This is a genomic window from Bacillus sp. FSL H8-0547 (genome assembly GCA_038002745.1).
Classification (GTDB): domain Bacteria; phylum Bacillota; class Bacilli; order Bacillales; family Bacillaceae; genus Bacillus_P.
Genome location: JBBODD010000001.1, coordinates 3,228,235 through 3,254,645 on the forward strand (window position 1 = coordinate 3,228,235; position 26,411 = coordinate 3,254,645).

A 26,411-nucleotide genomic window follows, 5' to 3' on the forward strand; every position below is an offset into this window, starting at 1 on the left:
GCAAATAAAGCGATAATTAAACAATGGCGCCGTTATCACTTGCTGTGTTAGCGGCTCTTTTTTAGCAAAAGACCTTGAAAATGAACTGAAAGCGAGTGATCCATTTGGATCTATTATCCATTAAAGACCCGTCCTTCCTTAAGAAGCTTTCAAACCCTGAACTAGAACAGCTGGGTGCGGAAATCCGCAAATTTTTGATTGAAAAGCTTTCTGTAACAGGAGGGCACATCGGACCGAATTTAGGTGTGGTTGAATTGACAATTGCCTTACATAAAATCTTCGACAGTCCGAATGATAAATTTTTGTGGGACGTTGGCCATCAGTCTTATGTACATAAAATTCTGACAGGCCGTGCGTGCGAATTCGATACAATCAGACAGTACCAGGGATTGTGCGGATTCCCAAAACGCAACGAAAGCGAACATGACGTCTGGGAAACCGGCCACAGCTCGACTTCTCTTTCTGCTGCTATGGGAATGGCAATTGCAAGAGACTTAAAAGGCACAAAGGATCACATTGTGCCGATTATCGGAGATGGGGCGCTGACAGGCGGAATGGCACTTGAGGCCCTGAATCATATCGGTCATGAGCAAAAGGACATGATCATCATCTTGAATGACAACGAAATGTCCATCGCGCCAAACGTCGGTGCTCTGCACAACGTTCTTGGAAAGCTTCGGACAGCAGGAAAATATCAATGGGTGAAAGATGAACTCGAATATATCCTGAAGAAGATCCCTGCTGTAGGCGGCAAGCTTGCTTCCACTGCAGAACGCGTGAAAGACAGTCTTAAATACATGCTTGTATCAGGCATCTTTTTCGAGGAGCTCGGCATTACTTATCTAGGTCCTGTCGACGGACATAACTATGATGACCTTTTTGAAAATCTGCAGTATGCGAAGAAGACGAAAGGTCCTGTGCTGCTGCACGTCATTACGAAAAAAGGGAAGGGCTATCAGCCTGCTGAAACCGATAAAATCGGCACTTGGCACGGAACAGGGCCGTATAAAATTGAAACAGGCGACTTTGTGAAAGGGGAGGCAGCCGGTCCGGCATGGAGCGCTTTAGTCAGTGAAACAGTGCGCAAACTTGCCCGGGAAGACAAGCGGATTGTTGCCGTTACTCCTGCCATGCCTGTCGGCTCCAAGCTTGAGAAGTTCGCAGCGGAATTTCCTGACCGCATGTTTGATGTGGGCATCGCCGAACAGCATGCAACGACAATGGCCGCGGGTCTTGCAGCCCAGGATATGAAGCCGTTTCTTGCCATTTACTCAACGTTCCTACAAAGAGCGTACGATCAGGTCGTGCATGATATTTGCCGCCAGAATTTGAACGTTTTTATCGGGATCGACCGCTCAGGCCTGGTTGGTGCAGACGGCGAAACGCATCAGGGTGTTTTTGATATTGCCTTCCTGAGACACTTGCCGAACATTGTGCTGATGATGCCGAAAGATGAGAATGAAGGCCAGCACATGGTTAATACAGCCATCAAATACAATGACGGGCCGATTGCCCTGAGATATCCGCGCGGAAACGGCATCGGAGTCAAGATGGACGCCGAACTGAAGGAGATTCCAATAGGCACATGGGAAGTGATCAGACCTGGAACCGATGCTGTGATCCTGACCTTTGGAACGACCATTGAAATGGCGCTTGAAGCTGCTGAAAGCCTCGCCAATAAAGACCTTTCTGTAAGAGTGGTCAACGCAAGGTTCATCAAGCCTCTTGATGAGAGCATGCTGTCAGAGATTTTTGAAGAAAAGCTTCCTGTTCTTACTATAGAAGAAGCTGTCCTTCAAGGAGGATTCGGCAGTGCCGTTCTGGAATTCGCGCAGGAAAACGGCTATTCAGATGCTGTCATTGACAGAATGGGAATCCCGGATCGTTTTATCGAACACGGAAGTGTAGGCAAGCTGCTTGATGAGATCGGGATGACAGCGGCGCATGCAGAAGACCGGATCATCAGCATTTCAAAAGAAAAAGAGAAAAGGGTTTAATGAATGAGTTCAAAAAAAGAAAGAATTGATATCCTCCTTGTAGAAAGAGGGTTAATTGAAACAAGAGAAAAAGCGAAGCGGGCCATTATGGCAGGGCTTGTGTATGCAAATGAAGAGAGAGTGGAAAAACCGGGTGAAAAGGTCGACACTTCTCTAAAGCTTACTGTAAAAGGAAATGTCATGCCGTACGTCAGCCGCGGTGGCTTAAAGCTTGAAAAAGCATTGAAAGAATTTGACTTAACGGTAGAGGGCAAAATTCTTTTGGACATTGGATCATCAACCGGAGGTTTTACAGACTGTGCCCTCCAAAACGGGGCAAAAAGCTCCTATGCGCTTGATGTCGGGTATAACCAGCTTGCATGGAAGCTCCGGCAGGATGAACGGGTGACGGTGATGGAACGGACGAATTTCCGTTATTCAGAGCCTGCTGATTTTACAGAAGGTCTGCCTGAAGTTGCATCCATTGATGTTTCGTTTATTTCTTTGAGGCTGATTCTCCCTGCACTTAAGAAAATATTAGTCGCAGGGGGAGACTGCATCGCGCTCGTCAAGCCTCAGTTTGAAGCAGGCAAAGAGCTTGTAGGCAAAAAGGGCATCGTCAGAGAACCGAAAACACACAGACTGGTGCTTGAAGATATTACCCAATTCGCTCTCAAAGAGGGCTATGACTGTGTCAATCTTTCCTACTCTCCCATTACAGGCGGAGACGGAAACATTGAATTTCTGCTGCATCTGAAGAACGCCATGGACCAGCCTGGTGAAAACCTGCTGCCGGAGAGCATTGATGCAGTAGTCGAAAAAGCACACAGTGAACTGAAAACAAAGAAACAGGAACAGGAATAACGCTGCTGCCGTTATTCCTGTTTGTTCTGCCGGGAGAAATGCAAATGCTTCTGACATTTCTGAGTATACTACCAGTAAATCAATGAACCGCCTGAACATGCAGGCTGACAAAAACATGTACATTTTTAGCGATTTCATATAACATATTCAGTATAATCATACAGTTAACAAGGGGTGCCCAATGAATAAAGGTCAACGACACATTAAAATCCGCGAGCTGATCACACATAATGAAGTGGAAACGCAGGATGAACTGGTGGACATGCTTAAGGAAGCTGCCTTTAATGTCACTCAGGCTACAGTCTCAAGAGACATTAAAGAGCTGCACCTGGTAAAGGTCCCGATGCTTGATGGGCGGTATAAATACAGCCTCCCTGCAGATCAGCGCTTTAACCCGCTTCAGAAACTGAAACGGGCGCTAATGGATGCCTTTGTAAAAATTGATTCAGCAGGCCATAACATTATCATGAAAACACTGCCCGGCAATGCAAATGCCATAGGAGCACTTATTGACAACCTGGATTGGAATGAAATATTAGGGACAATCTGCGGAGATGATACGATCTTAATTATCTGCAGAACACCAGATGATACCGAAACCATCTCCAAACGATTCCTGGATATGCTTTAAAGAATGAAATGGAAGGGGGATTCGGCCCTGTGTTAGCAGAACTTTCCATAAAGAACTTTGCCATAATCGAAGCACTGACTGTCTCTTTTGAAAAAGGGCTTACGGTCCTGACAGGAGAAACAGGAGCTGGAAAATCCATTATTATCGATGCCGTTCATTTGCTGGTAGGAGGAAGAGGGTCATCTGAATTTGTCCGCTACGGAGAAAAAAGGGCTGAACTGGAAGGTCTTTTTTTGCTGGATGATGACGCTCATCCGGTCCTTGAAAGATGCCAGGAATTTGGAATCGATACAAGTGACGGGATGATTGTCCTGAGACGCGATATTTCAGCAGCCGGCAAGAGTATTTGCCGTGTGAACGGAAAGCTTGTGACTATCGGAATTCTCAGGGAAATTGGCCAGCTCATGATTGATATTCACGGCCAGCACGATAATCAGGAGCTGATGAATGAAGAAAATCACTGGAAGCTGCTTGATCAGTACGGTTCGTCAAAAATTAACCATGCTCTTTCGTCATACAGAGAGATTTACACTACATATGCTTCGCTCCAAAAGAAAATCAAACAGCTTTCTGAAAACGAACAGGAAATGGCCCACAGGCTTGATCTGATTCAATTTCAGCTTGAGGAAATTGAAAAGGCTGATTTGAAACTAAAAGAAGACGAACAGCTCATGGAAGAAAAAAATGAAATCTCCAACTTTGAAAAGGTCTATGAATCCCTGCAGAACAGCTATAATTCCCTTCACGGAGAACAGCGCGGACTCGACTATATCGGCCATTCCATGAGCCATCTTGAAGAAGTGTCTCCGATTAATGACTCATTGAAAGAAATGTCAGAAACCGTCTCCAACTGCTACTACATGCTTGAAGATTTGTCGTTCCAGATCCGCAGTGAACTTGACAGGCTTGAGTTTGACCCGGAGCGGCTGAATGAAATTGAAGCAAGGCTTGCGGAGATTACGCATCTGAAGAGAAAGTACGGTCAGAGTGTAGAGGAAATCCTTGAATATGCAGCGGGAATCGAAGAAGAGATTGATACGATTCAAAACCGCGACAGCCACCTTTATAAACTGAAAAACGAGCTTGATTCGGTTACGAAGGATCTGGTGATTGAAGCTTCGAACCTGACGGCTGTCCGCAGAAAAAGTGCTGCCGAGCTGATAAAAAACATCCAGCAGGAGCTTAAAGAACTTTATATGGAAAAAACAAAGTTTGAAGTTGTGTTCGGCGTCCGCAAGGGTCATGCAGACAGTGTCCAAATAGACGGTGTCCCTGCAAAATTCACTGAAAACGGAGTAGATGAAACGGAATTTTATCTATCTACAAATCCGGGTGAACCCCTTAAACCGCTTTCCAAAATTGCGTCCGGGGGAGAGCTTTCAAGAATCATGCTCGCGATGAAAAGCATTTTCTCCAAGCATCAGGGTGTGACGTCCATCATTTTTGATGAGGTCGATACTGGAGTGAGCGGGAGAGTGGCCCAGGCCATCGCAGAAAAGATCTATAAGGTTTCTGTCGGGTCCCAGGTGCTCTGCATCACTCACCTGCCTCAGGTGGCTGCCATGGCAGATACGCATCTTTTCATCTCCAAAGAGACGGTTAAAGGCCGCACGAAAACAAGTGTCAAACCTCTTCTCGAGGAAGAAAAGATAAAAGAAGTCGGCCGGATGATTGCCGGTGTTGAAGTAACGGATTTGACAAAACAGCATGCCAAAGAATTGCTTGCTCTTGCAGAAGCTGCAAAGAGTTTCTAAATACTGCCCACGCCGGCAGTATTTTTTTTGCCTGCAAAAAAAACACCTCATGACCTGTCCTGCGGCATTATACGCCAAAACAGCAACATTTTCTTTTTATATCAGTTATAAATGCTCCTCCAAAAGGCAAAATTAATGAATGTAGCCGATGTATTGGTGTGGTAGGAGCGAGGAGAGTGTGTATAGTTGGGCTCAGATAAAATAAGAAAAATAATTGGTTGTATTCTCCTTGTTTCTTTAATGAGTTTAGGATTTGTAAAACCTGTTAAAGAATACATTCTATTGCCAAATTCTTTAACTGTATTCGAAAATCAGCAATTATCAATGCAGACATCCCTGCAGGCTGATGCAGCTGCGGCGGATTCAGAGCAGGTATTTTCCATTAAAACAGGGAGTGAATCCCTTCAAATTGAAGGCAGGCAAAGCGGAGTCGGAGAAATCGTATTTGACCTTGCCGGCATTCCGATAAAAAAAGTGGACGTTAAAGTCCTTGAAGATTTCCGGGTGATTCCGGGCGGCCAGTCAATAGGCGTCAAACTGAATTCACTTGGCGTGCTTGTTGTCGGACATCATCAAATTAAAACATCCGGAGGAAAAAAATCCCCCGGGGAAATAGCCGGAGTGCAAGTCGGTGATATGATCACGAAAATTAACGGCACCACAGTTGAGAGCATGAGTGATGTGACGCCGTTTATTCAGGATTCAGGAAAGACCGGCAAGCCTCTTGACTTAGTGATCTCGAGGGACAACAAAGAGCTTAAGACAAAGCTTGTTCCGGTAAAAGATGAAAATGAAGGCGCATACCGGATTGGCCTTTATATCAGAGATTCAGCAGCGGGAATCGGGACGATGACCTTTTATGATCCTAAATCAAAGAAATACGGCGCTTTAGGCCATGTTATTTCCGATATGGATACAAAAAAACCAATTGTCGTACAGGACGGACAGGTTGTCAGATCGACTGTCACATCTATTGAAAAGGGAAGCAACGGGAATCCCGGAGAGAAGCTTGCCAGATTTTCAAGCGACAGACAGATTATTGGGGACATTACACGAAACAGTCCATTCGGTATTTTCGGCAGGCTGAACGGTGATATGACAAATGGTCTTTATGACCAGCCTATGCCAATTGCCCTTTCAAATGAGGTAAAAGAAGGTCCGGCGCATATTCTGACGGTTGTAGACGGTGACAAAGTAGAGGAGTTTGATGTACAGGTGGTCAGTTCCACTCCTCAGAAATTCCCTGCAATAAAAGGGATGGTTATAAAAATTACAGATCCAAAACTGCTTGAGAAATCAGGCGGGATTGTTCAGGGGATGAGCGGAAGTCCGATTATCCAAAATGGCAAAGTGATTGGCGCCGTTACACACGTGTTTGTAAACGATCCGACTTCAGGGTATGGTGTTCATATCGAGTGGATGCTGAGTGAAGCGGGAATTGATATCTATACGCAAGGTGCAAAGAAAGCAAGCTAAAAGGGCAGCTGTTGAGAGGTGATTCTTGACAGCTCTTTTTTATGTCTTTCTTTATTCCCGTTTTTTCGGTAGAATAGAGGGAAGAAGATTATTCGACAAAACTGTTTAACTTTGGAAGCGATTGGTTGCGGGAATCGTCGAAAATGTGAGGAAACTGGAGAAAAAATTAGATATTTCATTTTTTTGGTATTTTTTAAAATAATTAGAGGAATTTATGTTGCATTGTCGAAATTCTCATTTAGAATAAACAATAGAGATGCTAACCGGTTAAGGCGGAGAAATGAAGACTGAGGAGGAACTTTAGTGAAGAAGATAAAAGTATGTGTCGTTGATGATAATCGTGAGTTGGTCGGCCTTTTAGATGAGTTTATATCGAGCCAGGATGACATGGAAGTACTGGGAATCGCCTATAACGGGCAGGAATGTCTGAACATGCTGAAGGACAAAGATCCGGATGTCCTTGTACTTGATATTATTATGCCGCATCTTGACGGCCTTGCTGTCCTTGAAAAAGTCAGGGAGATGGAAAAATCCAAACAGCCGAATGTCATCATGCTGACAGCGTTCGGACAGGAAGATGTCACGAAAAAAGCTGTCGACCTTGGTGCATCTTACTTCATCTTAAAACCGTTCGACATGGAAAACCTTGTCAGCCACATTCGCCAGGTAAGCGGAAAATCCGCTCCTATTCTTTCCAGATCCAGTTCCTCACTCAGATCCCAGCCTGAAAACAAAGGCAAGAACCTTGATGCAAACATTACCAGCATCATTCATGAAATCGGTGTACCTGCTCATATTAAAGGGTATCTGTACTTAAGGGAAGCCATTTCAATGGTTTATAACGATATTGAGCTTCTCGGTTCGATTACAAAAGTTCTCTATCCTGACATCGCAAAAAAATACAACACAACGGCAAGCCGTGTCGAGCGTGCGATCCGCCATGCGATTGAAGTGGCCTGGAGCCGCGGAAACATCGAGTCTATCTCATCTCTTTTCGGCTACACGGTGAGCATGTCAAAAGCAAAACCGACAAATTCAGAATTTATCGCAATGGTTGCCGATAAACTTCGACTTGAGCATAAGGCTTCCTGAGAAGGAAAGAAGCTTTAAATAAAGAAAGAACCCGCTTTCGCCTGAAAGGGGTTCTTTTCATTTAAGCATCATTTCTCTTTTTTCTCGAGTTCGGCAAGCTTTGCAAGCAGAATGTGCTGAGGCATATGCATCAGCTGTTCAACCGGAACATTCAGTGCTTCGCTTAATTTTACAGCCGTATCAGCTGAAATTGGCAGTGGTCTCATGGGAAATCCTCCTTTATTCTATTTTAAGCGGGTGAGAAAGGCAATGACGATAATATTTGGCCACCGGGGTGCAGCCGGCACGCATCCTGAAAATACGATGCCGTCTTTTCAGGCGGCAATTGATCTTGGTGCAGACGGAATTGAGCTGGATGTGCATCTTTCAAAAGACGGCATTCCCGTTGTGATCCATGATGAAACGGTTGACCGAACCACAAACGGCACCGGCTATGTAAAAGATTTGACGTATTCAGAGCTTCAGCAGCTTGATGCGTGCTATTTGTTTCCTGAGTGGAGTGGAAAAGCATCTGTGCCGTCTCTTGAGCAAGTGGCAGTCTGGATCAGACCGCTGAATGGCAAGCTGAATATTGAATTGAAAAATGACCGGATCCATTACGGGCAAATCGAAGAAAAAGTTATCAGCATCATTGAAAAGTACACCTTAGAGAGCCGCGTTATCCTTTCTTCGTTTAATCATGACAGCTTAGTAAAATGTTATCACATTTCACCTCATATTGAACGAGGGGCTCTGATTCACGAAAGGCTGTATCAGCCTTGGGCATATGCAAAAACCATCCCTGCAGCTTCCGTGCACCCCTACTATCTGTCGGCTGATCAAACAATGGTTGCGGAAAGTCAGGCGCACGGAATCATGGTCAGACCTTATACGGTCAACGATGAACAAATGATGAAGGACCTAATGAATGCCGGCTGTGCAGGTTTCTTCACGGATTACCCTGAAATGGCTGTTCGGATAAGAAAATCATTAGATACTGTTTAAATGATTGGATGAAGCGCACAGGTTGACTGGGCGCTTCCGCTTTTCTGCCTGTCAGGTCTGAACAGTCGGCTCCGCTTTTCGTGGTGTCCAGCTCCGCCTCCTAGCCCTTCCGTCAGAACAAAATCCCGAAAAAGTCTAAACCCGGACTTTTCCGGTGATTTCTTTTCTGCCTGTCAGGTCTGAACAGTCGGCTCCGCTTTTCTATTTCATAAACCTCTTCTGAACCTTTTTCCTCTTTGAGTCTCTGCGGAAGATGAATCCTGCGACAAAGCTTAATCCTCCTATAAACAATAGCAGGCCTCCTATGAACTGCATCCATAATGCCGGAAATGGCGGCTGAAGAATGCCAAACAGCATATCGCGCATGAGTTTGATGCCATAGCCTGCCAAAACGCCAGGTATGACCATTATAATCAGAGCAACTATCCTCATATTTCCCCTTGTCCTTTCCCTGTTCTTTCTAAATTGTCAAGTGAATGAGCCTTTTTGTCAAGTGAGCAAAAGTGGATGTTGAAATCGTGCAATTTTTTGCATAAATGGAACTGTTCGAGTACACTAATGAGGGAATGGGATAGGCTTTTTATATGAAGTATTTTTTGATTTTATAAAAAACAAGGGGATAGATTGATGCAAAAAGTGCTGCTGGTTGGTGCGGGCAAAGGCGGGACTGCACTCCTTAAAATGCTGCTTGAGATCAAAGCGATGGAAATTATGGCTGTTGTTGATATCGATTCAAAAGCACCGGGTATCGAATATGCCAAAAAAATAGGAATTCTGACCAGCTCAGACTGGAAGCCGCTTCTGTCTGATCAGATTAACATTGTCATAGAAGCAACGGGGAGTTCTGAAGTGTTTGAAGAACTGCTTCAGCAAAGAAGCAGGAGCACAGTCATCATACCGGGCAGCGTGGCTCATATCATAACAAATCTGATTAATCAGAAAGAAGATCTGATTACAGCTCTTCAAGAAATTACATATAAGCATGAAACCATTTTTGACGCAACGAATGACGGCATGATTGTCATCGACGACAAAGAGAGGCTCATTCTTTTTAATAAAATGGCCGAAGAAATGACAGGCTTAAAAAAGGAGGATGTCATCGGCAGGCTTGTCAGGGAAGTCATGCCATCAAGCAAACTGCCGAGAATTCTCCAAACGAAGGAAGTTGAAATGAACCAGGAGCAGGTTCTTGAGAACGGCCTGAAAATCATTACAACCCGAATCCCGATTTTTGATCACTCGGGCACTCTGATTGGTGCGCTTTCGCTTTTTAAAGATATAACGGAAATTGTGAATCTTGCTGAAGAGATGACGAACCTGAAAGAAATTCAGACCATGCTTCAGGCAATTATTCAGTCTTCGGATGAAGCGATTTCTGTGGTGGACGAAGAAGGGAGAGGCATCATGATTAATCCTGCCTACTCCCGCATGACCGGCCTGACTGAGGGCGAGGTCCTCGGAATGCCTGCTACAGCGGACATCTCAGAGGGTGAGAGCATGCATATGAAAGTACTTGAAACAAGAAGGCCTGTCCGCGGAGCGAGAATGAAAGTCGGCCCTTCTAAAAAAGACGTCATCGTCAATGTGGCCCCGATTATCGTCGACGGCAAATTAAAGGGAAGCGTCGGCGTCATACACGATATGTCTGAGATTCAGACGCTGACTACAGAATTAAACCGGGCAAGGCAAATTATCAGAACCCTCGAAGCGAAATATTCCTTTGAAGACATTGTCGGAGAAAGTGAAGAAATCAAGCTTGCGATTGAACAGGCAAAACTTGGGGCAAAAACACCTGCAACCGTACTCCTGAGGGGAGAATCGGGGACGGGAAAAGAGCTATTTGCACACGCTATACATAATGCGAGCGACAGAAAATACAACAAATTTATTAAAGTAAACTGTGCAGCTATTTCAGAAACCCTGCTTGAAAGTGAATTGTTCGGCTACGAAGAAGGAGCATTTTCAGGCGCAAAACGCGGAGGAAAGCGCGGGTTTTTTGAAGAGGCGAATAACGGAAGCATCTTCCTTGATGAAATCGGTGAACTGTCAGCCAGTGTACAGGCAAAGCTGCTTCGTGTTCTTCAGGAAAAAGAAATTGTCAGAGTAGGGTCGGCGAAATCGATTTCCATCAATGTAAGGGTAATTGCCGCGACAAACATCAATATTGAAAAAGCCTTGTCTGACGGTACGTTCAGGGAGGATCTATATTACAGATTAAACAGGTACCCAATATCCATTCCTCCGCTGCGGAACAGGAAAAGTGACATTCCCATGCTTGCCGAACACCTGATCAGAAAGCTGAATCAGGATTATGGACGGAGCATTGAAGGAATTGATGAATCAGCAGCAGCGGCACTGATGGGATACAGCTGGCCGGGTAATGTGAGAGAGCTTGAAAATGTTATCGGAAGAGCAATGATCTTTATGCATTATCATGAACTGAGAATCACAGCCCGCCATCTGCCTGAACTAATCCAGAGTTCTGAAAAAGAAAGACATACCGGGAATGTCCTTATAGAAGATTCCGGAAATATCACGCTAGCCGAAGCTGTAGAAGAAGTTGAAAAAAACCTGATACAGAACGCACTTATTAAACACGGCTATAACCGGACAAAAACCGCTACTTCATTAGGTGTTTCATTAAGAAACCTGTATTATAAGATGGAGAAATACGGAATTGAAAAATAATGCATGCAATATCTTGCGTGATATGCAATATTTTGCACGGTAATAAAATGACAGATGAAGCGGTTTCACGTTTTTTCATTTGGCACGCTTCTTGCATTATAAATAATCGGGTGCTGTGATTACATCAAGAAAGGGTTGAACGATACATGACATTAGACGACCTGCTGGAAAATGCGGCACAGCTGGAAAATAAGACGGTTGCTGTTGCAGCGGCAGAAGATGGCGAAGTTCTTGAAGCTGTGAAGCTTGCTCTAGAACGGGAAATGGCTGATTTTATGCTGTTTGGCAACAAAGAAGTCATTGAAACAATGCTTCTTGAAAAACAAATGGATTCCAGAAGAGTCACAATCCATCACGCAAGATCCGCCGAACAGGCTTCAGAAGCAGCCGTAAAAGCCGTTTTTCAAAATGAAGCGGATGTTCTTATGAAAGGGAATGTTCCGACTGCTGTGATTTTAAAAGCTGTGCTGAACAAAGAGTTCGGTCTCCGCACGGGAAACATCCTTTCACACGTGGCCGTTTTTGATGTGCCAGGCTACGACCGGTACACCATCGTGACAGATGCTGCTATGAACGTTGCGCCGGATCTTCAGCAAAAAAAGCAGATTCTTGAAAACTCCGTGACGGTAGCTAGGAAAATTGGCATTAAGATGCCGAAAGTTGCACCGCTTGCAGCGGTTGAAGTCATCAACCCGGCCATGCAGGCCACACTTGATGCTGCTGCACTAACGCAGATGAACACCCGCGGGCAAATCAAACATTGTCTTGTAGACGGACCGCTTGCTCTTGATAACGCCGTTTCCATTGAAGCTGCGGAGCATAAGGGCATAAAGAGCGGGGCTGCGGGACAGGCGGATATTTTATTGGTACCAACCATTGAAGTTGGCAATGTTTTATATAAATCACTTATTTATTTCGCAGGGGCAAAGGTTGGGGCTGTCATTGCAGGAGCAAAAGCGCCAATCGTACTGACAAGCCGTGCAGATTCAGCTGAAAGCAAGCTTTATTCACTGGCGCTTGCCATTTGCACAAGCTGAGAACAGAAAAAGCAAAAATGATACCACTAGGAGGATTTACAGATGGAAATTTTCAAATACATGGAACAATACGACTATGAGCAGTTGGTTTTCTGCCAGGATAAACAATCAGGACTAAAAGCGATCATTGCCATTCACGATACAACGCTTGGACCGGCTCTTGGCGGAACGCGCATGTGGACATATGCTTCTGAAGCGGATGCCATTGAAGATGCCCTTCGTCTTGCACGTGGCATGACTTACAAAAATGCTGCAGCAGGACTTAACCTTGGCGGCGGGAAAACGGTCATCATCGGAGACCCTAGAAAAGATAAGAATGAAGAAATGTTCCGTGCATTCGGACGCTATATTCAAGGGCTGAACGGCCGTTATATTACAGCAGAAGATGTAGGGACTACAGTAGAAGATATGGACCTGATTCATGAGGAAACAGATTACGTAACAGGTATTTCTCCTGCATTCGGCTCTTCAGGCAACCCGTCTCCTGTCACTGCATTCGGTGTATACCGCGGAATGAAAGCAGCAGCTAAAGCAGCATTCGGAACAGATTCACTGGAAGGGAAAACAGTAGCTGTACAAGGTGTCGGAAATGTTGCCTTTAACCTTTGCAGACATCTTCATGAAGAAGGTGCGCAGCTGATCGTAACAGACATCCATAAAGAAGCGGTTCAAAGAGCCGTTGAAGCATTTGGAGCAAAAGCTGTCGATCCTGATGAGATTTATTCTGTTGACTGTGACATTTATGCACCATGTGCACTTGGAGCGACAATTAACGATGATACTATTCCGCAAATTAAAGCAAAAGTCATTGCAGGTGCTGCGAACAATCAGCTGAAAGAAACGCGCCACGGCGATACGATTCATGAAATGGGCATCGCTTATGCACCTGATTATGTCATCAATGCCGGCGGAGTTATCAATGTAGCTGACGAACTTCTTGGATACAACAGCGAAAGAGCGATGAAAAAAGTAGAAGGCATCTACCAGAACATTGAGCGTGTATTTGAAATTGCAAAGCGTGACGGCATTCCTACTTATATGGCAGCTGACCGTCTGGCAGAAGAGCGGATTGAAAGAATGAGAAACTCACGCAGCCAGTTCCTGCAAAACGGCCACCATATCTTAAGCCGCCGCTAATTTGGAAATACAAGGAGAAGGAGCTGCTTGATCAGATCCTTCTCTTACCTGGAGGTTATGAAAGTTGCAAGAAAAAGAATATCGGATACTCGTCATCAACCCTGGTTCAACTTCTACGAAAATTGGTGTATTTGATAATGAGCGTTCTATTTTTGAAAAAACAATCCGTCATGATGCAGAAAAGATTCAATCTTTCTCTCAAATCATTGATCAATACGAATTTAGAAAACAAACGATTCTTGAGACGCTTGATGAAGAAGGCATTAATATCTCTAAATTAAGTGCCGTCTGCGGAAGAGGCGGACTGCTTCGTCCGATTGAAGGCGGAACGTATCATGTCAATGAGCAGATGCTTCAAGATCTCCGGATAGGCTATGCAGGCCAGCATGCCTCAAATCTTGGAGGAATCATTGCCTATGAAATAGCGGGAGGCCTTAATATCCCTGCATTCATTGTGGATCCTGTCGTTGTAGATGAAATGGAACCGATTGCAAAAGTATCAGGCGTTGCTTCAATCGAAAGGAAAAGTATTTTTCACGCACTGAACCAGAAATCAGTTGCCAGAAAAGTGGCCAGGCAGTACGGGAAATCGTATGGAGAAATGAACCTGATCGTCGCTCACATGGGCGGCGGGATTACAGTAGGTGTCCATAAGCAGGGAAGAGTGATTGATGTGAACAACGGTCTTCATGGTGACGGACCGTTCAGCCCTGAAAGAGCGGGTACGGTTCCTGCAGGAGATCTTGTCAGCCTGTGTTTTTCAGGGAACTACTACCGCGAGGAAATTATGAAAATGCTTGTCGGCCGCGGAGGCCTTGTGGGCTACCTTGGAACAAATGACGGACAAAAGGTTGAACGCATGATTGCAGCAGGTGACGAGCGGGCAAAACTGGTTTTTGATGCAATGGCATACCAAATCGGCAAAGAAATCGGTGCTGCAAGTGCAGTCCTCAAAGGCAAAGTAGATGCCATTATCCTTACCGGAGGCCTCGCATACGGGAAGAGGTTTGTAAAAGAAATCTCGTCTTATATTGACTGGATTGCAGACATTACAGTATTCCCGGGTGAAAATGAGCTGCAGGCTTTAACAGAAGGTGCACTGCGCGTCCTTCGGGGAGAAGAAGAGCCGAAGGAATATCCTAACCCTTCACTTGTAAGTGCGAAACCGCTCAGCAGAGGCTGAGCACAAAATAGATCTTCTTTTTAAGAGAGGAGCATGACCCTATGGCAACTGAATATGATCTCGTGATTGTCGGCGGAGGCACAGGCGGCTATGTCGCAGCCATCCGTGCAAGCCAGCTCGGCTTAAAAACAGCTATTGTTGAAAAAGGGAAGCTTGGCGGCACATGTCTGCATGCAGGCTGCATACCAAGCAAAGCATTGCTTAGAAGCGCGGAGGTTTTTGCAACAGCTAAGCGAAGCGAAGAATTCGGCGTCATCACTTCCGGAGTCGAGCTTGATTTTGCCAAAGTGCAGGAACGGAAGCAGTCCATTATCGATACACTACATAATGGAGTGCAGCATTTAATGAAACAGGGGAAAATTGATGTATACGAAGGAACGGGCAGAATCCTTGGACCGTCGATTTTTTCTCCTATGCCTGGAACCATCTCCGTAGAAATGAACAACGGGGAGGAAAATGAAATGCTGATCCCGAAGAATGTGATTGTCTCTACAGGCTCAAGACCGCGCAGCCTTCCCGGCCTTGAAATTGACGGAGAAGCAGTCCTTACTTCAGATGAGGCATTAAACCTTCCGTCTTTGCCGAAGTCCATCATCATTGTCGGCGGAGGCGTGATCGGCATTGAGTGGGCGTCCATGCTTTCTGATTTCGGCCTTGACGTAACGGTCCTTGAATATGCAGACAGAATACTCCCTACAGAAGATGCGGATATTTCAAAAGAAATGCAGCGCCTGCTGAAGAAAAAGGGCGTCACGGTCGTGACAGGTGCAAAGGTGCTTTCTGAAACACTTGAAAAAGGAGAAGCAGTCTCCATATCTGCAGAGCATAAAGGAGAAGTAAAAACCTTCTCGGCAGAAAAAATTCTTGTATCCGTCGGCCGTCAGGCAAATGTTGAAGGCATCGGCCTTGAGAACACCGACATCCAGATTGAAAACGGATTTATTAAGACAAACGCATTTATGCAGACGAAGGAATCACATATCTACGCAATCGGGGATGTAATCGGCGGCATGCAGCTTGCTCATGTAGCTTCACACGAAGGCATTACCGCCGTTGAACACATTGCCGGGAAAAATCCTTCTGCCATCACGTACAGAAACGTATCAAGATGTGTCTACAGCACACCTGAAATCGCAAGTGTGGGCTACACGGAAGCAGAAGCAAAAGATGCCGGTTTTGACGTGAAGACAGGGAAATTTTCTTTCCGTGCAATCGGCAAAGCGCTTGTTTTTGGAGAGTCGGACGGGTTTGTCAAATTAGTGGCAGATGTTAAAACAAATGACCTTCTTGGCGTTCATATGATCGGACCGCACGTGACAGATATGATTTCAGAGGCCGGTCTTGCCATGGTGCTGGATGCAACCCCGTGGGAAATCGGGCACACGATCCATCCGCATCCTACGCTTTCTGAAGCAATCGGCGAAGCTGCTCTTGCAGTGGATGGCAGCGCAATACATTCTTAAGGGGAACGACTTCCCTTACATACTGATTTTTAGGAGGCAGCAAAATGGCTGAAAATCGTCATCAAACTCTTGGTCTGACAGATCAGGATGTTCTTGAAATGTATGAAACTATGGTTATGGCCCGTAAAATTGATGAGCGCATGTGGCTGTTGAACCGTTCAGGAAAAATTCCGTTTGTCATCTCTTGTCAGGGCCAGGAAGCGGCACAGGTTGGAGCTGCTTTTGCCCTTGACCGCAAGAAAGATTACGCACTTCCTTACTACAGAGATATGGGCGTTGTTCTTGCATTTGGCATGACAGCCAAGCAATTGATGCTCTCAGGGTTTGCAAAAGCGGAAGACCCGAACTCAGGCGGACGCCAGATGCCCGGTCACTTTGGACAAAAAGTAAACCGCATCGTAACAGGTTCTTCTCCTGTAACCACGCAGGTGCCGCATGCTGTCGGCATTGCCCTTGCAGGAAGAATGGAGAAAAAGGACATCGTGACGTTCGTAACATTCGGAGAAGGCTCATCCAATCAGGGTGACTTCCATGAAGGCGCAAACTTTGCAAGTGTTCATAAACTTCCGGTTATTTTCATGTGCGAAAACAACAAATACGCGATCAGTGTGCCGTATGAGAAGCAAGTGGCGTGCGAAAAAATCTCCGACCGTGCAGTTGGATACGGCATGCCTGGCGTGACAGTGGACGGAAACGATCCGCTTGAAGTTTATGCAGCGGTGAAGGAAGCAGCAGACAGAGGACGCCGCGGTGAGGGGCCGACTCTTGTTGAGGCCGTTTCATACCGTCTGACACCTCATTCAAGTGATGATGATGACCGTTCATACCGCGGTCAGGAAGAGGTATCTGAAGCGAAGAAAAAGGATCCGATTTTAACGTTTGCCTCTTATTTGAAGGAGACAGGCGTCCTGACAGAAGAAAAGGAAAAAGAGATCCTTGATCAGATTATGAAGGTTGTCAATGAAGCGACGGATTACGCTGAAAATGCACCGTATGCAGAAGCGGAATCAGCACTCAAATACGTATACGCAGAGTAAGGGGGAAGTACAATGCCAGTCATGTCTTATATAGATGCAGTAACAATGGCCATTCGCGAAGAAATGGAACGCGACCCGAAGGTGTTTGTCCTTGGCGAAGATGTCGGCAGAAAAGGCGGAGTCTTTAAAGCTACAGCAGGACTCTACGATAAATTTGGAGAAGAACGCGTCATTGATACGCCGCTTGCAGAATCTGCGATTGCCGGAGTAGGTATCGGAGCGGCCATGTATGGCATGAGACCGATTGCCGAAATGCAATTTGCTGATTTTATCATGCCGGCTGTCAACCAGATCGTATCAGAAGCGGCGAAAATCAGATACCGTTCCAATAACGACTGGAACTGTCCGATTACCATTCGTGCCCCTTACGGCGGCGGAGTGCATGGCGCTCTGTATCATTCCCAGTCAGTTGAAGCTCTTTTTGCCAATACACCGGGTCTTAAGATTGTGATGCCGTCAACTCCTTATGACGTAAAAGGATTGCTGAAGGCAGCCATCAGAGACGAAGATCCTGTTCTTTTCTTTGAACATAAGCGGGCGTACCGTCTAATCAAAGGAGAAGTCCCTGAGGATGATTATGTTCTGCCGATCGGGAAAGCGGATGTGAAACGGGAAGGCGAAGATATCACCATCATCACATATGGCCTTTGCGTTCATTTCGCCCTTCAGGCTGCGGAAAAACTTGCCCAGGACGGCATTTCAGCTCATATTCTTGATTTGCGCACAGTCTATCCGCTCGATAAAGAAGCGATTATTGAAGCGGCATCAAAAACAGGAAAAGTCCTGCTTGTCACTGAAGACAATAAAGAAGGAAGCATCATGAGTGAAGTGTCAGCGATCATCGCTGAAAACTGCCTGTTCGATCTAGATGCTCCAATCATGCGTCTTGCAGGTCCTGATGTTCCTGCGATGCCTTATGCCCCGACAATGGAAAAGCATTTTATGATCAACCCTGACAAAGTCGAATCAGCCATGCGGAAGCTTGCGGAGTTTTAAGAAACGTTCTAGTTGAGGAGGGAACTTTCATGGCAGTTGAACAGATGACCATGCCCCAGCTTGGGGAGAGTGTAACAGAAGGCACCATCAGCAAATGGCTCGTATCCGTTGGAGATACCGTTAATAAGTACGACCCGATTGCAGAGGTTATGACAGACAAAGTAAATGCAGAGGTCCCGTCCTCTTTTTCAGGCGTCATCAAGGAACTGACAGCTGAAGAGGGAGACACGCTTGCTGTAGGAGAAATTATCTGCAAAGTAGAAGTCGGAGGCAGTGCTGAAACAGAAGCACCGGCTCAAGCTGAAACACCTGAAGCTGAAAAATCAGTTCAGGAGCCAGCACAGGAACAGGAACAGGATCAGTCTAATAAAAAGAGATATTCACCAGCTGTCCTTCGCCTTGCCCAGGAGAATGACATTGATCTTTCCCAAGTGAACGGCACAGGGGCAGGCGGCAGAATCACAAGAAAAGATGTTCAGCAGCTGATCGAAAGCGGAAATATCCCTAAAGCTGCAGAAGCAGGCAAGCAGGCTCCGGCTGCCGCAGAGAAGCAGGCGCCTTCAGCACAGAAGGAAACCACGGCAGCTCCTGCTCCGGCCAAACCTGCTCCGGGTGCATCTGTCTCCGCGCAGCCGGGAGACGTGGAAATTCCGGTTACTGGCATCCGCAAAGCCATTGCAGCGAACATGCTTCGCAGCAAGCATGAAGCTCCGCACGCCTGGACGATGATGGAAGTGGATGCAACGAATCTCGTTGAATACCGCAACAGTCTTAAAAACGAATTCAAACAAAAAGAAGGCTTTAACCTGACGTTCTTTGCCTTCTTCGTCAAAGCAGTTGCCCAGGCACTGAAAGAATTCCCGCAAATCAACTCCATGTGGGCGGGCGACAGCATCATCCAGAAAAAAGACATCAATATCTCGATTGCAGTCGCAACAGATGATGCGCTTTTTGTCCCTGTCATCAAACATGCGGACGAAAAAACCATCAAAGGCATTGCCCGCGAAATATCAGAGCTTGCAGGAAAAGTCCGTGCCGGCAAACTGTCTGCAGACGATATGAAAGGCGGCACCTTCACGGTTAACAACACAGGATCATTCGGCTCTGTCCAGTCCATGGGCATTATCAATTACCCGCAGGCTGCCATCCTTCAGGTCGAATCCATCGTGAAGCGCCCGGTTGTCATGAACAACGGCATGATCGCTGTAAGAGACATGGTCAACCTCTGCATGTCCCTAGATCACCGCGTACTCGACGGATTGATATGCGGAAGATTTTTGGCGCGGGTGAAAGAAATCATCGAACAAACATCAAAAGAAACAACATCGATCTATTAAAAAATAAGCAGGCAGGAAAACTTCGGTTTTTTCTGCCTGTTTTTTTGTTTTGAGAAGTGGGAGGCCAGCAGGGTTCTTTTGCAGATGTTAGAAAGTCCGGAAAGTGTTCTAAATGTGTTATAACAACACTTTGCAGTGACCAGAGAGCCCGGAAAGAGTTCTAACCTGGCTTTAGCAACATTTTGCAGAGGCCAGAAAGCCCAGGAAGTGTTCTAATCTGGCTTTAACAACATTTTGCAATGGACAAAGAGCCCGGAAAGTGCTCTAACCTGGCTTTAACAACACTTTGCAGAGGCCAAAAAGCCAGCAAAGTGTTCCACCCCCCAACCCCTCCACCAAACCACCCTACAAAAAAAGTGCTCCAACAGCAAAAGCTGCAGAACACTTTTTAAATAACCGCTTTTGGAACCAGCATCCGAAAATGCTTATGCAGAATGCGGATGGATTCGGGAGTGGAGGAGTAGACTTCTCCGTCGGTGTCGCAGTTCATTTCGTCCTCTGTTTCAATTTTCATGATGCTTGTCCGGTAATGCTGGAGCTGTGAATCGAGATGATCCCAGTCGATGCTGTCTTTCATGGTGAAGATTTCTTTTAATACCGTGAAGCTAGCCTCTTTTATAATAAAGATATCTGCAAGGCCGTCATCTATTTGTATGTCAGGGTAAGGAAGCTCGTTTGTTCCGATCATCCGTCCGTTTGCAAGCAGGACCATGATGGCTTCGTCTTCTATGACTCTGTCATCAAGCTCCAGTTTAAAGGTAAATGGCTTCATGCTTTTGATTGTTCTAAGTGCGCTTAGAAAGTAGCTGACTCTGCCAAGCAGTGCTTTTTCGGTGTCGTTAATATTTTCGGATGTTTCGGCGATCAGGCCGATGCCCCAGAAATTGAGGAAATAACCGCTTGTGGATTCGGCTGCATCTACTCCGCGCACTTCGCCTTCAAACATGCTTTCTGCAGCTTTTCTCAGGTTTTGTGGAATGCCCAGTGTTCTGGAAAAATCGTTGCAGGTGCCTCCCGGAAGGATGGCAATGACAGGTCTGTTTACAAGTCCCCCAAGACCGTTTATGCACTCATGAACGGTTCCGTCACCCCCAAGAATGATGACGATATCACTTTCTTCGCCATGCTCCCGGCAGAATTCCAGGGCGTCCAGTGGTTTTTTCGTCTGCAGCAGCAACAGCTGCTCCACATGCTGCGAGATAATGGGAACGCAAACGCCAAGCGTCTTTTCCGCATCTTTTTGACCGGCATTGCCATTGTAGATAAGAATGCCCTTTTTAAATTCAGCCATAAAAAAACCCCTTACGAGCAAAAGTCATTTAAAAGTTAAAAAGATCTCCGACTGCCTTAAACACAGCACGGAGCAAATAATGGATGATGCGGAAAGGAAGAAGGATCAGCAATTCGGCCAGTTCAAGGAGATCGAACAGGAAATCAAGCCATTTGCTGCTTCTTTTTTTCCGCTTCTTTTTTAATCCGAATGGTCTCTTCTTCATTAAATTATCCTCTCTTCTGTTAAATGAAACATCTTTCTTCCTATACGTTTCAAAACAAGCTCTGGTTTCAATTATGAATTACATTTGCTGACTTCTGCAAGGTGTACTAAAATAAAAGAAACTAAGTTTTTATTATTTTCAAAAATGTAAACGCATTCTTTTGCGTCGAGGGGGTGTGCTTCCTTCAGGGAAGCGGGAGAATGAAGCAAAGAATCAGCAGGGAAAGATATGATTTTGAAAAAGCAACTGAACAAATGTGGGTGGAAGAAGCAGAAAGAGCGCTGAAAGGAAAAAGCATTGAGACCCTTTCAAGAAAAACATATGAAGGAATTACACTGCGTCCTGTTTATACAGAGCAAAACAGCCGGGGTGCGCATCAGATTCCAGGGCATCAGGAGAAGCAAAACGGCTGGGAAGTGAGCCAAAAACTTCAGAAATCAAAAACGCCTGAAGAACTGAAAGCGGAAATTCATGAGGCGCTGAAATGCGGGCAGGATGCCATTCATCTTGAGGATGTCTCTTTTCTCAATACATATGAAGATATTCAAATTGCGTTTGAAAACACTGATTTAAGTGTAACCCCGTTTCACATTTCGCTTAAAGAAAACATCGGATTTTTTCCGATTTTCACAGCCTTCCTGAAAAACCGGAATGGAAGCGGCCGGTTTGCTTTTGATCCGCTTGGGGAGTGGATTGAGAGCGGGGGAAGCCATATGCCGCTTTCAGAAAAACTGGATGCTGCGGCTGATATGATGAAGGCGCTGGAAGAAGCAAACCTGCCGGACGTCAAAACCATCCTTTTGGACGGGCAGATCTACCGGAATGCCGGAGCTTCTGCAAAAGAGGAGCTTGCTTATACTTTTGCCAATGCCATTGACCTGTTTAATGCATTAAAAGAACGGGGTGTGCCTGTTGATGTGATTGCCGGCAGAACGGCATTTTCATTTTCGGCAGCGGCGCCGTTCTTTATGGAAATTGCCAAGTTCAGAGCAGCTAAGAAACTGTGGGCTGCTGTTTTAAGCGGGTTTGGTACAGATCCTCTGAAGTTCCCGATTGATCTGCATGCGTCCACATCAATGATCACGAAAACGAGACACGATATTCACGTTAATATGCTGAGGGCAGCGACAGAAGCATTTTCTGCTGCTGTCGGTGGAGTCAGCAGCCTGTCAATTTCTCCATTTGATGAAGTGCTTGGCAAGCCCGGCAAAACCGGAGAACGGGTGGCGAGAAATACGCATTACGTGCTGAAAGAAGAAAGCCATCTTTCAAAGGTGCAGGACCCTGCAGCCGGCTCATGGTACATTGAAGAACTGACAAGTGAGCTTGCAGAGCAATCATGGAAGGAAATTCAGGCAATTGAAACGCTTGGAGGCTTTGCAGAGGCTGCAAAGACCGAGTATATCCAGAACCATTTAAGCAGTCTGCTTGAGAAGCGCCTGGAGGATATCAGCAAACGGACCGTGCAGCTGATTGGAACGAACGTTTATGCCAATCTTCAGGAATCAGCTAACGAGGCAAAGGCAAAAGAAAGAGTGAATCCTGGGATAAGCACAACCAATTCTGCGCCTGACATTGCGAAATGGATACAGGAAGCTTATACATTCAAAGCAACAGAAATCAATAGCCTGATGTACAGGGATGAACTTCAGGACGGGGTAAAACCGCTGCTTCAAAAGAGGCTTTCCGAGCCGTTTGAAGAGCTCAGGGCTGCTTCGTCAAGATTTAAAAAAGAAACAGGAAGCTTTCCTTTCATCCATGTGGTCGTGCTTGGTAATCCGATTGATTATAAAGCAAGACTTGATTTTACAGCAGGCCTGCTTGCTGCAGGAGGCGTGGAAGCAAAAATCACGGCCATGGATGAGGCAGAGGCAGAAAAGCCTGTCATCTTATGCGGAACAGACGAAGAATACGGATTGCTGGACGTAAAAAGCCTGTCGGAAAAACATCCGCTCTTCCTTGCAGGGCGTTTTAAGACCGAATATGCTTCTGCCCTGTACAAGGGGATGAATGTGCATGAGTTTTTAAAAAATCTTCATAGTTATTTGGGGGTGAAGTAAATGAGCCGGATCAGTTTTGCAAATGTAGAATGGTCTGAACAAAAGAGTGCAGAAAGACAGACAGCCTCCACAGAAGCGTTTCTGTCAAACGAAGGGATTCCGCTTAAACCAGTCTATACAAAAGAAGACAGAAAAGAGATGCCATTTTTGGACAGCTATCCGGGCATTGCTCCTTTTCTAAGAGGCCCGTATTCCACGATGTATGTGAACCGACCGTGGACAATCAGGCAGTATGCCGGCTTTTCAACCGCTGAAGACAGCAACGCGTTTTACCGCCGGAATCTTGCCATGGGGCAAAAAGGCCTCTCGGTTGCCTTTGACCTTGCCACGCACAGAGGATATGATTCTGACCATCCAAGAGTCGAAGGAGATGTCGGGAAAGCGGGAGTTGCCATTGACTCAATCCTGGATATGAAAATTCTCTTTCAGGACATTCCGCTCGATCAGATGTCAGTGTCGATGACAATGAACGGGGCTGTGCTTCCAATTATGGCCTTTTATATTGTGACAGCGGAAGAACAGGGGGTCTCTAAAGAGAAGCTTGCAGGTACAATTCAGAATGATATTTTAAAAGAGTACATGGTGAGAAATACGTACATTTACCCTCCTGATACATCCATGAGAATCATAGGGGATATTTTTGAGTACACCGCAAAGCATATGCCGAAGTTCAACAGCATCAGTATTTCTGGCTATCATATGCAGGAAGCTGGGGCAACGGCGGATATAGAGCTTGCTTACACGCTTGCCGACGGACTTGAATATATCCGTACGGGGTTGAAAGCCGGTCTTACAATCGATCAGTTTGCGCCGAGGCTTTCGTTCTTCTGGGCAATCGGCATGAATTATTTTATGGAAGTGGCCAAAATGAGAGCGGCGAGATTAATGTGGGCTCAGATTGTGAAACAGTTTGACCCGAAAAACCCGAAATCACTCGCGCTCCGGACACACTCCCAGACATCCGGCTGGAGCCTGACTGCGCAGGACCCATTTAACAATGTCATCCGGACATGCCTTGAAGCACATGCCGCTGCCATGGGCCATACCCAGTCTCTGCATACAAATGCGCTTGACGAGGCGATTGCCCTGCCTACTGATTTCTCTGCGAGGATTGCTAGGAATACTCAGCTTTATCTTCAGGCGGAATCAGGCATCTGCGATGTGATTGATCCATGGGGAGGATCCCATTATGTGGAGTCACTGACTAAGCAGCTGATGGATAAGGCATGGGAACACATTGAAGAGGTTGAAAATCTCGGGGGTATGGCAAAAGCGATCGAGACCGGTCTTCCTAAAATGAAAATAGAAGAAGCTGCCGCAAAACGCCAGGCGAAAATTGACTCAGGATCAGAAACGATAATCGGCGTGAATAAATTTCAAGTCGAGGAAGAGGATCCGATAGAAATTCTTTCTATTGATAATACCGAGGTAAGGCGCAAGCAGATTGAGAGACTTCAAGTGCTTAAGGCATCGCGTGATCAGATGCAGGTGGATCAAGCGCTTCAGGCTCTCACAGAAGCCGTTAAGACGGGAGAGGGGAACCTCCTTGAGCTTTCGGTGGAAGCGGCGCGGGCCAGAGCCACTCTCGGTGAAATTTCAGATGCTGTTGAAAAAGCGTCTAAGCGCCATCAGGCAGTGATCCGGTCAATCAGCGGCGTGTACAGTTCAGAGTTTTCAAATGAAGAAGAAATTGAAAGCGTCAGAAGGATGACCGATGAATTTTCACAGCTGGAAGGAAGAAGGCCCCGTATTCTGATTGCGAAAATGGGTCAGGACGGACATGACCGCGGAGCGAAGGTAGTCGCCACCGCTTATGCAGATTTAGGCTTTGACGTTGACATCGGCCCTTTATTTCAGACTCCTGCAGAAACGGCGGCACAGGCTGTTGAAAATGATGTGCATATCGTCGGGATGAGCTCGCTTGCAGCCGGACACAAAACCCTTCTGCCGCAGCTTGTTCAGGAACTGAAGGCTTTGGGAAGAGAAGATATCATGGTCATCGTCGGCGGCGTGATTCCGTATCAGGATTACGACTTCCTTCTGAGCAACGGTGCTTCTGCTATTTTCGGTCCTGGAACGGTGATTCCGAATGCTGCAAAAATCATGCTTGAAAAAGTGTATGAACGTCTTGGCTATGAGGCAGCAGAAGAATGACCGACGCTCCTAAACGAAGAAAAAAGGCAGGAGAAGCTGAAAAGAGTGCAAACGAGTATGCAGTCGGCGTGCTAAGCGGAAATAAAGTCGCGGTTGCCCAAGCCATTACGCTCGTAGAAAGCAATGCGGAAAAGCACTTCGAAACGGCCCAGGAGATGATTGAAGTGCTGCAGCAGCGGACAAGCAAGTCCGTCCGGATCGGGATTACAGGCGTACCTGGGGCCGGAAAAAGCACTTTCATAGATGCCTTCGGAACGTATTTGTGCACAAAGGGCCATAGAGTGGCTGTACTTGCTGTCGACCCGAGCAGCAAGGTGTCCAAAGGCAGCATTCTTGGAGATAAAACGAGAATGGAGCGGCTGTCCAGAAATCCGGATGCCTTTATCCGCCCTTCCCCGTCTGGCGGAACCCTGGGGGGAGTAACCAGAAAAACGAGAGAATCTATCATTGTCTGCGAAGCGGCTGGCTATGACGTGATCCTGGTCGAAACAGTGGGTGTCGGCCAGGGGGAATTTGCAATCAGAGGCATGGTTGATTTTTTCCTTCTCCTCGTCCTTACCGGTGCAGGTGACGAGCTTCAGACGATGAAAAAGGGGATTATGGAGCTGCCGGACCTGGTTGTCGTCAATAAAGCGGATGGAGATAACGTAAAGAATGCAGAGAGAGCAAGACATGAATATAATCAGATTCTTCACTTTCTGACATCCTACACAAGAGGATGGGAAACAAAGGCTGTCACGGCTTCTGCCATTCAGGAAAAAGGAATTGAAGAAATCTGGGACACGGTTACGGCTTTTCTGGACATAACAAAGAAAAGCGGCGTGTTTGAAAAAAGAAGACAGCTTCAGCAAAAAGAGTGGCTCTATGAGATGATTCAGGAACAGCTGAAGCATCACTTTTTTCAGCATCCTTCGATTAAAGGAACGATGCCTGTCCTCGAACAGGAGGTCATCAGCGGAAAACGCCCGGTTTCTGGAAGTGTCAAAGAGCTGATTGCAGCCTTTTTAGAAAGGTGAGTCTTGCATTACAGTAGTTTTTTTCAAAAT

Annotated in this window: 21 protein-coding genes and 1 pseudogene; 18 read left to right on the top strand and 4 right to left on the bottom strand. The window is 46.1% G+C overall.

What is annotated here, in order from left to right:
- Window positions 1-104 precede the first annotated feature (104 nt).
- The 6 genes from dxs to spo0A all read left to right on the top strand — a co-directional run bounded on the left by dxs (window position 105) and on the right by spo0A (window position 7,793).
- A complete protein-coding gene (dxs, locus tag MHB63_15995) occupies window positions 105-1,997 on the top strand; it encodes a 1-deoxy-D-xylulose-5-phosphate synthase (protein ID MEK3808022.1) in 1,893 nt (630 codons plus the stop codon).
- Window positions 1,998-2,000: 3 nt separating this feature from the next.
- Window positions 2,001-2,840 carry a TlyA family RNA methyltransferase gene (locus MHB63_16000; GenBank protein MEK3808023.1) on the top strand — a complete coding sequence of 280 codons (840 nt, stop codon included), beginning with the start codon at window positions 2,001-2,003 and terminating at the stop codon, window positions 2,838-2,840.
- 181 nt (window positions 2,841-3,021) lie between these two features.
- Window positions 3,022-3,471: a transcriptional regulator ArgR gene (argR, locus tag MHB63_16005; GenBank protein MEK3808024.1), complete on the top strand. Its 450-nt coding sequence runs from the start codon at window positions 3,022-3,024 to the stop codon at window positions 3,469-3,471.
- A 29-nt stretch (window positions 3,472-3,500) separates the two neighbouring features.
- Entirely contained in the window at window positions 3,501-5,225 is a 1,725-nt protein-coding gene (gene recN / locus MHB63_16010) for a DNA repair protein RecN (GenBank protein MEK3808025.1), read from the top strand.
- 186 nt (window positions 5,226-5,411) lie between these two features.
- The gene (spoIVB, locus tag MHB63_16015) at window positions 5,412-6,701 is read left to right on the top strand and encodes a SpoIVB peptidase (GenBank protein ID MEK3808026.1); all 1,290 of its coding nucleotides are present in this window, start codon (window positions 5,412-5,414) and stop codon (window positions 6,699-6,701) included.
- A gap of 303 nt (window positions 6,702-7,004) precedes the next feature.
- Window positions 7,005-7,793: a sporulation transcription factor Spo0A gene (gene spo0A, locus MHB63_16020; protein MEK3808027.1), complete on the top strand. Its 789-nt coding sequence runs from the start codon at window positions 7,005-7,007 to the stop codon at window positions 7,791-7,793.
- A gap of 68 nt (window positions 7,794-7,861) precedes the next feature.
- On the opposite strand, the gene MHB63_16025 is transcribed toward spo0A, so the two are convergent.
- The gene (locus MHB63_16025) at window positions 7,862-7,999 is read right to left on the bottom strand and encodes a YycC family protein (GenBank protein ID MEK3808028.1); all 138 of its coding nucleotides are present in this window, start codon (window positions 7,997-7,999) and stop codon (window positions 7,862-7,864) included.
- A 43-nt stretch (window positions 8,000-8,042) separates the two neighbouring features.
- On the opposite strand from MHB63_16025, the gene MHB63_16030 reads away from it, so the two are divergent.
- A complete protein-coding gene (locus MHB63_16030) occupies window positions 8,043-8,777 on the top strand; it encodes a glycerophosphodiester phosphodiesterase (protein MEK3808029.1) in 735 nt (244 codons plus the stop codon).
- 201 nt (window positions 8,778-8,978) lie between these two features.
- On the opposite strand, the gene MHB63_16035 is transcribed toward MHB63_16030, so the two are convergent.
- On the bottom strand, window positions 8,979-9,209 hold the full coding sequence (locus tag MHB63_16035; protein ID MEK3808030.1) for a DUF2627 domain-containing protein: 231 nt from the start codon (window positions 9,207-9,209) through the stop codon (window positions 8,979-8,981).
- A gap of 195 nt (window positions 9,210-9,404) precedes the next feature.
- Between MHB63_16035 and MHB63_16040 the strand changes: the two genes are divergently transcribed.
- From MHB63_16040 to MHB63_16075, 8 genes and pseudogenes are all read left to right on the top strand, one after another.
- On the top strand, window positions 9,405-11,465 hold the full coding sequence (locus MHB63_16040) for a sigma 54-interacting transcriptional regulator (protein MEK3808031.1): 2,061 nt from the start codon (window positions 9,405-9,407) through the stop codon (window positions 11,463-11,465).
- A gap of 143 nt (window positions 11,466-11,608) precedes the next feature.
- Window positions 11,609-12,502, top strand: a pseudogene (gene yqiS / locus MHB63_16045) (phosphate butyryltransferase).
- Window positions 12,503-12,544: 42 nt separating this feature from the next.
- Window positions 12,545-13,639: a branched-chain amino acid dehydrogenase gene (gene bcd, locus MHB63_16050; protein MEK3808032.1), complete on the top strand. Its 1,095-nt coding sequence runs from the start codon at window positions 12,545-12,547 to the stop codon at window positions 13,637-13,639.
- 64 nt (window positions 13,640-13,703) lie between these two features.
- Window positions 13,704-14,822: a butyrate kinase gene (gene buk, locus MHB63_16055; GenBank protein MEK3808033.1), complete on the top strand. Its 1,119-nt coding sequence runs from the start codon at window positions 13,704-13,706 to the stop codon at window positions 14,820-14,822.
- A 41-nt stretch (window positions 14,823-14,863) separates the two neighbouring features.
- Entirely contained in the window at window positions 14,864-16,285 is a 1,422-nt protein-coding gene (gene lpdA, locus MHB63_16060; GenBank protein ID MEK3808034.1) for a dihydrolipoyl dehydrogenase, read from the top strand.
- A gap of 44 nt (window positions 16,286-16,329) precedes the next feature.
- Window positions 16,330-17,322: a thiamine pyrophosphate-dependent dehydrogenase E1 component subunit alpha gene (locus MHB63_16065; protein MEK3808035.1), complete on the top strand. Its 993-nt coding sequence runs from the start codon at window positions 16,330-16,332 to the stop codon at window positions 17,320-17,322.
- Between the two features lie 12 nt (window positions 17,323-17,334).
- Window positions 17,335-18,318: an alpha-ketoacid dehydrogenase subunit beta gene (locus tag MHB63_16070; protein ID MEK3808036.1), complete on the top strand. Its 984-nt coding sequence runs from the start codon at window positions 17,335-17,337 to the stop codon at window positions 18,316-18,318.
- 29 nt (window positions 18,319-18,347) lie between these two features.
- Window positions 18,348-19,655 (top strand): dihydrolipoamide acetyltransferase family protein, encoded by a 1,308-nt coding sequence (locus tag MHB63_16075; protein ID MEK3808037.1) that lies wholly within the window; start codon window positions 18,348-18,350, stop codon window positions 19,653-19,655.
- A 388-nt stretch (window positions 19,656-20,043) separates the two neighbouring features.
- Here the strand turns inward: MHB63_16075 and MHB63_16080 are convergent, their stop codons facing one another.
- A complete protein-coding gene (locus MHB63_16080) occupies window positions 20,044-20,946 on the bottom strand; it encodes a YegS/Rv2252/BmrU family lipid kinase (protein ID MEK3808038.1) in 903 nt (300 codons plus the stop codon).
- A 28-nt stretch (window positions 20,947-20,974) separates the two neighbouring features.
- Window positions 20,975-21,151, bottom strand: a complete 177-nt coding sequence (locus tag MHB63_16085; protein MEK3808039.1) for a hypothetical protein — start codon at window positions 21,149-21,151, stop codon at window positions 20,975-20,977.
- 200 nt (window positions 21,152-21,351) lie between these two features.
- Between MHB63_16085 and MHB63_16090 the strand changes: the two genes are divergently transcribed.
- Genes MHB63_16090 through meaB form a run of 3 tightly spaced genes read left to right on the top strand, consistent with a single transcriptional unit; the run spans window position 21,352 to window position 26,381 of the window.
- On the top strand, window positions 21,352-23,211 hold the full coding sequence (locus MHB63_16090; GenBank protein ID MEK3808040.1) for a methylmalonyl-CoA mutase family protein: 1,860 nt from the start codon (window positions 21,352-21,354) through the stop codon (window positions 23,209-23,211).
- Window positions 23,212-25,365, top strand: coding sequence for a methylmalonyl-CoA mutase (gene scpA, locus MHB63_16095; GenBank protein ID MEK3808041.1), 2,154 nt, complete (start codon window positions 23,212-23,214; stop codon window positions 25,363-25,365).
- A complete protein-coding gene (gene meaB, locus MHB63_16100) occupies window positions 25,362-26,381 on the top strand; it encodes a methylmalonyl Co-A mutase-associated GTPase MeaB (GenBank protein MEK3808042.1) in 1,020 nt (339 codons plus the stop codon). The genes scpA and meaB overlap by 4 nt, the downstream gene beginning before the upstream one ends.
- Window positions 26,382-26,411 lie beyond the last annotated feature (30 nt).

What these genes read in the sequence shown, in the direction of transcription:
- MHB63_16000 (MEK3808023.1), top strand. Translation starts at nt 2,001, where the DNA reads ATGAGTTCAAAAAAAGAAAGAATTGATATCCTCCTTGTAGAAAGAGGG.
- argR (MEK3808024.1), top strand. Translation starts at nt 3,022, where the DNA reads ATGAATAAAGGTCAACGACACATTAAAATCCGCGAGCTGATCACACAT.
- MHB63_16025 (MEK3808028.1), bottom strand. Translation starts at nt 7,999, where the DNA reads ATGAGACCACTGCCAATTTCAGCTGATACGGCTGTAAAATTAAGCGAA.
- MHB63_16030 (MEK3808029.1), top strand. Translation starts at nt 8,043, where the DNA reads ATGACGATAATATTTGGCCACCGGGGTGCAGCCGGCACGCATCCTGAA.
- MHB63_16035 (MEK3808030.1), bottom strand. Translation starts at nt 9,209, where the DNA reads ATGAGGATAGTTGCTCTGATTATAATGGTCATACCTGGCGTTTTGGCA.
- MHB63_16040 (MEK3808031.1), top strand. Translation starts at nt 9,405, where the DNA reads ATGCAAAAAGTGCTGCTGGTTGGTGCGGGCAAAGGCGGGACTGCACTC.
- bcd (MEK3808032.1), top strand. Translation starts at nt 12,545, where the DNA reads ATGGAAATTTTCAAATACATGGAACAATACGACTATGAGCAGTTGGTT.
- lpdA (MEK3808034.1), top strand. Translation starts at nt 14,864, where the DNA reads ATGGCAACTGAATATGATCTCGTGATTGTCGGCGGAGGCACAGGCGGC.
- MHB63_16065 (MEK3808035.1), top strand. Translation starts at nt 16,330, where the DNA reads ATGGCTGAAAATCGTCATCAAACTCTTGGTCTGACAGATCAGGATGTT.
- MHB63_16070 (MEK3808036.1), top strand. Translation starts at nt 17,335, where the DNA reads ATGCCAGTCATGTCTTATATAGATGCAGTAACAATGGCCATTCGCGAA.
- MHB63_16075 (MEK3808037.1), top strand. Translation starts at nt 18,348, where the DNA reads ATGGCAGTTGAACAGATGACCATGCCCCAGCTTGGGGAGAGTGTAACA.
- MHB63_16080 (MEK3808038.1), bottom strand. Translation starts at nt 20,946, where the DNA reads ATGGCTGAATTTAAAAAGGGCATTCTTATCTACAATGGCAATGCCGGT.
- MHB63_16085 (MEK3808039.1), bottom strand. Translation starts at nt 21,151, where the DNA reads ATGAAGAAGAGACCATTCGGATTAAAAAAGAAGCGGAAAAAAAGAAGC.
- MHB63_16090 (MEK3808040.1), top strand. Translation starts at nt 21,352, where the DNA reads ATGAAGCAAAGAATCAGCAGGGAAAGATATGATTTTGAAAAAGCAACT.
- scpA (MEK3808041.1), top strand. Translation starts at nt 23,212, where the DNA reads ATGAGCCGGATCAGTTTTGCAAATGTAGAATGGTCTGAACAAAAGAGT.
- meaB (MEK3808042.1), top strand. Translation starts at nt 25,362, where the DNA reads ATGACCGACGCTCCTAAACGAAGAAAAAAGGCAGGAGAAGCTGAAAAG.